Here is a 5707-nt window from a genome sequence, read left to right on the forward strand (position 1 = left end):
GTTGCCGCGACCCTGAGGTGCTGGCGCGGTTCTGGTGCGAGGTCCTGGACTTCGTCGTGCTCGATCGCGAGGACGACGGCTCGGTGGAGATCGGGCCGCGCGAAGGGTTCGGCGGTCCGCAGCCGACGATCATCCTCAGTCGGGAGGATGAGCCGGAGCAGGGGAAATCCCGGCTGCACATCGACGTCAACGCCACCGACCGCGATCAGGACGCCGAGCTCGAACGCCTTCTGAAGCTCGGTGCGCGCCCGGCCGACATCGGCCAGACAGGGCAGGAGCAGTGGCATGTCCTAGTCGACCCCGAAGGTAATGAGTTCTGCCTGCTCAAGGCCCGCCTCAACCCACTCTGACGCTCATCGGTCACGCCTCGGCACCAGGTACCTGGGTCTGCCCCGAAGGTTGTTGGCGCCTCGGCGGTCGCTGCCGCGCCGAGGCGCCCCGCTCGCGCTGTCGCGGGCCGCCGTGACGCGGCGGTGCAGGACCCCGCCCCGTTCCCACCGGGCCCAGGTTCGGGAGCCGCGAGCCGCGTACGTTCAGCTCGCGAGCCCGCGACACCGTCGTCTCTTCGATCACGCAACGTCCGGGCACCTGCTTGACAGGTAAGTCGCCACTTTCCTATCGTGCCGGCTGTGGCGGAGGACATCTTCAAGGCACTGGCCGACCCCACCCGTCGGCGCATCCTTGATGAGCTGGTGGAACGGGACGGCCAGACCCTGTTCGAGATCTGCACGCGGCTGGTGACCAAACATGGTCTGGGGCTGTCCCGGCAGGCGATCGGCCAGCACCTGGTCGTCCTGGAATCCGCGGGTCTGGTCCGTTCGCGGCGCCAGGGCCGCTACAAATTCCACGATCTGAACACCGAACCCCTTGAGCTCATCGTGACCCGGTGGCTCAGGCCCGATGCACCGGGGAGCACACCATGAGGATCCACCTGTCGAGTGTCTTCGTCGATGACCAGGAAAAGGCCCTGCGCTTCTATACGGACGTGCTGGGCTTCGTGAAGAAGACCGAAGTCCCGTTGGGCGAGGACCGGTGGCTGACCGTGGTCTCGCCGGAGGATCCCGATGGGACCGAACTGCTGCTGGAGCCCAACGGCCATCCGGCGGTGAAGCCGTACACGGCGGCGTTGGTCGAGGACGGTATCCCGGCCGCCGCCTTCGCCGTTGACGACGTACGTGCGGAGTACGAGCGGCTGCGCGAGCTCGGGGTGCACTTCACTCAGGAGCCGCTGGAGATGGGCCCGGTCACCACTGCGGTCTTGGACGACACCTGCGGCAATCTGATCCAGATCGTGCACAGCAGGTAGCACCCGAGGCGCCCCTGGAGAGAATCAGAGACACGTTCGCTCTCGCCCGTTGACAGGAGTTGCCTGTGTCCATCCGCCGGGTCATGCCCGACATCCGATCAGAGGCCATGGACGAAAGCCGGGACTTCTACGGCCTCCTGGGGTTCGAGGAGGTCATGAACCATGGCTGGGTCCTGACGCTCGCCTCTCCTTCCAACCCCACGGCGCAAGTCACCTTCATGAGCCACGACAAGACCGCACCGGTCGTGCCCGACATGAGTGTTGAGGTGGACGATGTGGATGCGGTTTATGCGGTGATGCGGGAGAGCGGCGCGGAGGTCGTGCACCCCTTGCAGGATGAGGAGTGGGGAGTGCGCCGGTTCTTCGTCCGTGACCCCAACGGCCGGGTGGTCAACGTGCTGAGCCACCGATGACCCGCCCCTGATTCCCGCGCCGCTCGTGAGGCGCGCGCCGTCCCGCTGCCATCAGCGGAACAGGTCGTACACCGTGAGAGTCCTCGTCAGCGTTGTTGACGAGGACTCTTTGCTGTCTTGGGAGCAGGTTCTGTGCGGCGGGCAGGCCGGTGGCCCGGCTGTCGCCATACCAGTGGCCGTTGGCGGACGGGGCCGGCCTGGGATCGGCGCCGCCGCTCTGTCCCGTTGACTTGTCGCAAGGCTTGACGCACCATGTTGAGACAAGACTTGAGACATGGGCCATGGGACCAGAAGGAAGGTCGGCGGATGACTGACCAGTCGATGCGTCCGACGGATAGAGAGCGGGTCAGCGTGTGGTTGGCCATGCACGGCCTGGCCGACGTCCGGCCGACACCGTTGCTGGCCACGCGTCTGGCGGCCCGGCAACGTACCCGTCTGGCCGCTGCTGTCCTGCCGGCCGCGTTCATCATCGCGGTCGCCCTCATCTACTCCGTCGGCCAGCCTGCCGACGCCGCGGTTGACGGGTCCGGGTCGTACCCGCACTGGTCGCTGCTGGTCTTGACGTTGCTGGTGGTGGGGTTGGTGCTGGCCCAGTCGCTGCTGGACGGGTGGGTGCGGCGGGTCGACCGGCGGGCGGGCGCGATGTTGCCGCGACGGGCGGCCCACCCGGTCCGGCTCGGCTGGCGCACCGTGCTCGGCCGGCCGCGTGCCGCGTTCACGGTTGTCACGTTCGCGGGCGCGATGGTGCTGGCGACCGGTGCCCTGACCGTGCAGGACTCCACCGCGCGGTACGCGGCACTGATCCTGCTCATCGGGCTGTGCGGAGTCGCGGTCGGAATGGTTGTCCAGCTACGCCACATTCTTACGCACCCGGTCGTGGCCGACGACGAGGTCTCGCTGACCGCCGACGTCATCATGCGGGTCGAGGACGCCCGCGACGCCACCACGCCAACGGTGGTGTGGTGCCTGCCGGTCGCGTCGGTGCTCGATGCCGCGCCTGGCTGGTGGATCACTGCCTGGATCGTCTTCGTCGCCCTGGGCGCCGTCACGCTCGCCCTGATCACTGTGTGGACCGCGCGGAACGGAACGGTGGCGCGGCACGTCGCGAACGCCCGGTGAACCGATGATCGTCATCGACTCGGCCTCGCCCATCCCGCCGTTCGAGCAACTCCGCGCCCAGCTCGCCCGGCAGATCCAGGACCACACACTGGCCGTGGGCACCCAGCTGCCGACCATCCGCCGCCTGGCCGCAGACCTCGGCCTGGCCGTCAACACCGTCGGCCGGGCCTACCGGGAGCTGGAGGAAGCGGGGCTGATCGAGACCCGCGGACCGGCCGGCTCGTTCGTCTCCGCAGCCGGCGAGCAGGCACGCGAACGGGCACGCCGCGCCGCCGCCGAGTACGCCGCCGTCATCGCCAGCGTCGGCATCGACACCAACGAGGCCATCCGCATCGTCCAAGCGGCGCTGACCAACGGCACCGCAGCATCGCCCTCGTCACGCCTGACCAGTTCGCACCTGCCGGCCGGCGACCTGCTGTGATCCAGACGCGATGCCGGATACAGCAGCCGCCCGCAGGGCGATCCGGGACCGGCGCGGCAACGCGCGTAGGCGACCGCCCATGCGGCGAGGAGACAACACGCGGCTGAGGCTGGCGCGTTGACACCGCACGTTGAGCCTCACACCGAACTGGACGAGTCACGTCCACGCCGCGATGAGGTCCTCGGGAGTGAGGTGCGGGACATCGGCGGTGCAGCCGCTGCGGGTCACGGCCAGCAGGGGCGTGGTGTCGTCTGCTCCGGGGAGCTGGGAGCAGTGGGTGATGAGGCGGGCGAGGTCGCGGGTGTCGAAGGGCTTGTTCTCCACCCACTTGACCGAGCCGACGAGCGTGATCTTTTTGGCGATGGGGGAGCGGTCGGCGCCGACGATGTCGATTTCGGGGTCGTTGGTGCGGGTCCAGTAGCCGCCGATGGTGTCGGTGTGTTCGGGGAGGCGGTCGTCGGCCAGGCGCCAGAGCGCGTCGCGGATTACCGGCTCGATGGCGCGGCCACGCCAGGATGTCCAGCTGGTGCGGATCGACGCGACGACGCGGTCGCCACGGCCGCGTTCGACCGTGGAAATGGCCTGGCCGATGAAGGAGAGCCAGAAGCGCAGGTACGGGTCTTCGATCCGGTAACGGGTCTCGCGGCTGGGGCGGGTGGAGAGCGGTACGTCGGCGGCGACGACGCGGCGCGCGGTGAGAAGTTCCAGGGAACGCTTCACGGAGCCGGGGTTGAGGTCCCCGGCGGCCCGGCCGATCAGCGAGAAGGTGCGCTCCCCGTGTCCGATGGCGCCCAGCACCGTACGGGCCTGGGCTTCGGTGGGGAACTCGGCGGCCAGGGTGCGCTCACCGCTGACGAGCAGGGCAGAGGTGGGGTGCCGCAGGGCTCGTTCGAGGTAGTCCCACAGCCCGGCGCCGTGCGGCCATTCCTCCAGGACCAGGGGGAGTCCGCCCGTGACGAGGTAGGCGTCGAAGGCGTCGGCCGGCGACAGGTCGAGCATCGTGCCGACCTCGGCGGGGTTGAGCGGGGGGACGATCATTTCGGTACCGCGCTGGTAAAAGGGGCGTCCGTAGGTGTTCAGCTGCTCCATCGTGGACAGGTCGGAGCCGACGAGGATGAGCAGCACGGGCAGCTTGGAGAGCTTCCGGTCGAACGCCTTCTGCAGCGCGCCTTCGAAGCTGGGGTCCTGCCGCACGAGGTAGGGCATCTCGTCGAGGACGACGACGCTGGGCGCATCGGTGGGCAGTGCGCCGGCGAGCAGACTCAGGGCCGCGTCCCAGGTTTGCGGGACGGCGAAATCCGCGAAGCGCGTGGCGTCGGGGAGAGTGGAGGCGGCAAGCTCGGCTGTGAAGCCCGCGAGGTCTTCCTCCTTGGAGCCGCCGATGGCGGTGAAGAAGACATGCGGCAGCCGGGACCGCTCCAGGAACTCCTCCACCAGCCGGGACTTGCCCACACGTCGTCGCCCTCGGATGAGCACGGCACGGCCCCGTCGCCCGCTGCGCCCACCGGATCGGACGGGGATCAGCAGGTCATCGAGAAGGCTGAGCTCGGTTCGACGTCCGACGAATCCGTCCACGGCGGCATCACCTCGCTGAAGTCCCGGGCATTACTTGCATCGAAGATACTTTCATTGATGCAAGTTGCACAAATGCAAGTCATGCTGGGCAGGGGTAGCGAGCCTGTGCGCCTCAGGATGCGGGGGAGGTGGGCCGGGACGGCTCGCGCCGGGCTGCTGCCGCCCAAACGAGGAGCGCGAAGCCCAGGGCGAAGCCCAGCATCGTGACGACACCGCGCGGCATGAAGATGTGGCTGTCGTAGAAGGACCAGCAGCACACCAGCAGCACGCCCGCGCCCGGCAGCACCCGCACCCCGTGCCGGAGGAACAGCGCGACGGACGCGGCGATCACGCCCACGCCGAAGCAGACGACGCCCGCCTCGCCGAGTGCGCCACCGGTGTGGAAGAGGGGGTTCACGACGGTACGGGGGTGGGCACCCCCGTGCTGTTCCGCGAGCCCCGCCGCGATCCCGGCGACCGCGTCGAGCCCGGTGTAGAAGGTCGCGTAGCCGAAGGCGGCGACCCACGCGACGACGGTGGCCACTCCCGCCGCGTCCCGGCGGGGCCGCCGCCCGTACAGCGGCACGATCAAGCCCAGCGCCAGCAGCGGCCAGACCGGGATCAGCCAGATGTGCAGCTCGGCCCACGCTTCCGCCGTGGACGGCCGCAGCCCGCCCGGGTGTACGAGCCCGAATCCGGCCAGCAGCAGCGGCCCCACGACGACGAGGGCGAGGTTCCGGAGAGGGAGGCTTCGGCGGGGGGCGGGCATGCCGCGATGGTAGGGGCCCGGCAGGGGCGCGTGGGCGCAGCGGGAAATGGTCGCACGGGCGCGGCGTCGGGCACGCTGTCCGCAACCGACCGCCCACCAGCGCGCGGCGGGTCCCGGTGTCACAC

At 69.3% G+C, this 5707-nt stretch carries 8 protein-coding genes; 6 read left to right on the forward strand and 2 right to left on the reverse strand.

All coding sequences use genetic code 11. The features are described from left to right. The 6 genes from ACRDP3_RS07735 to ACRDP3_RS07760 all read left to right on the forward strand — a co-directional run. On the forward strand, positions 1-350 hold a 350-nt coding region (locus ACRDP3_RS07735), incomplete at its 5' end, for a VOC family protein (RefSeq protein ID WP_431516099.1). 279 nt (positions 351-629) lie between these two features. Continuing rightward, positions 630-923 carry an ArsR/SmtB family transcription factor gene (locus ACRDP3_RS07740; RefSeq protein ID WP_431516100.1) on the forward strand — a complete coding sequence of 98 codons (294 nt, stop codon included), beginning with the start codon at positions 630-632 and terminating at the stop codon, positions 921-923. Beyond that, complete coding sequence (locus ACRDP3_RS07745) at positions 920-1306, forward strand: VOC family protein (protein WP_431516101.1); 387 nt, start codon at positions 920-922, stop codon at positions 1304-1306. Before ACRDP3_RS07740 ends, ACRDP3_RS07745 begins: the two co-directional genes overlap by 4 nt. Before the next feature lie 65 nt (positions 1307-1371). Beyond that, the gene (locus ACRDP3_RS07750) at positions 1372-1719 is read left to right on the forward strand and encodes a VOC family protein (protein ID WP_431516102.1); all 348 of its coding nucleotides are present in this window, start codon (positions 1372-1374) and stop codon (positions 1717-1719) included. A 306-nt stretch (positions 1720-2025) separates the two neighbouring features. After that, on the forward strand, positions 2026-2838 hold the full coding sequence (locus ACRDP3_RS07755) for a hypothetical protein (protein ID WP_431516103.1): 813 nt from the start codon (positions 2026-2028) through the stop codon (positions 2836-2838). 4 nt (positions 2839-2842) lie between these two features. After that, positions 2843-3259: a GntR family transcriptional regulator gene (locus tag ACRDP3_RS07760; protein ID WP_431516104.1), complete on the forward strand. Its 417-nt coding sequence runs from the start codon at positions 2843-2845 to the stop codon at positions 3257-3259. A gap of 156 nt (positions 3260-3415) precedes the next feature. Here ACRDP3_RS07760 and ACRDP3_RS07765 read toward each other — a convergent pair whose 3' ends face one another. Then, positions 3416-4834 (reverse strand): ATP-binding protein, encoded by a 1419-nt coding sequence (locus ACRDP3_RS07765; protein WP_431516105.1) that lies wholly within the window; start codon positions 4832-4834, stop codon positions 3416-3418. A 112-nt stretch (positions 4835-4946) separates the two neighbouring features. Beyond that, a complete protein-coding gene (locus ACRDP3_RS07770) occupies positions 4947-5582 on the reverse strand; it encodes a hypothetical protein (RefSeq protein WP_431516106.1) in 636 nt (211 codons plus the stop codon). Between the last annotated feature and the right edge of the window lie 125 nt (positions 5583-5707).

The sequence above is a fragment of the Streptomyces sp. genome (assembly GCF_050698815.1).
Classification (GTDB): Bacteria; Actinomycetota; Actinomycetes; order Streptomycetales; family Streptomycetaceae; genus Streptomyces.

Bases quoted from the DNA above. Each gene is read 5' to 3' on its own strand.
- ACRDP3_RS07745 (WP_431516101.1), top strand. From the start codon at position 920: ATGAGGATCCACCTGTCGAGTGTCTTCGTCGATGACCAGGAAAAGGCC.
- ACRDP3_RS07755 (WP_431516103.1), top strand. From the start codon at position 2,026: ATGACTGACCAGTCGATGCGTCCGACGGATAGAGAGCGGGTCAGCGTG.
- ACRDP3_RS07760 (WP_431516104.1), top strand. From the start codon at position 2,843: ATGATCGTCATCGACTCGGCCTCGCCCATCCCGCCGTTCGAGCAACTC.
- ACRDP3_RS07770 (WP_431516106.1), bottom strand. From the start codon at position 5,582: ATGCCCGCCCCCCGCCGAAGCCTCCCTCTCCGGAACCTCGCCCTCGTC.